Source organism: Idiomarina sp. Sol25 (assembly GCF_033052775.1).
Classification (GTDB): Bacteria; Pseudomonadota; Gammaproteobacteria; order Enterobacterales; family Alteromonadaceae; genus Idiomarina.
This window is the reverse complement of record NZ_JAUPEW010000114.1, coordinates 1-273: the sequence shown is the minus strand read 5'-3', so window position 1 is coordinate 273 and position 273 is coordinate 1. Positions and strand designations below refer to the sequence as shown.

Below are 273 nucleotides of genomic sequence, written 5' to 3'. Positions count from 1 at the left end.
TCCGCGCCCTGGCCCACACCATCGTCGACGATCCCGCCGCTTGGCAGCCCGGTCTGAACAAGATGCGCACGCCGGTCGAGTTCGTCACCGCCGGCTATCGCATGCTGGGTCTCCCGAAAGGCGACAACAGCGAGAAGCAGATTCGCGGCGCGGTCGCCGCGACGCGCCTGATGGGCGAAACGCCGCTTGCGCCGCCCGCACCGAAGGGCTGGCCGGACACCTCCGACGCCTGGTGCGGCCCCGACGCCGTGCTCACGCGCATCGAATGGGCCA

Annotated in this window: 1 protein-coding gene; it reads left to right on the top strand. The window is 70.7% G+C overall.

Annotation, left to right across the window (positions count from 1 at the left end):
- Positions 1 to 273, top strand: a 273-nt coding sequence (locus Q5L94_RS13680) for a DUF1800 family protein (RefSeq protein ID WP_317498905.1), incomplete at both ends; no start/stop codon positions are given.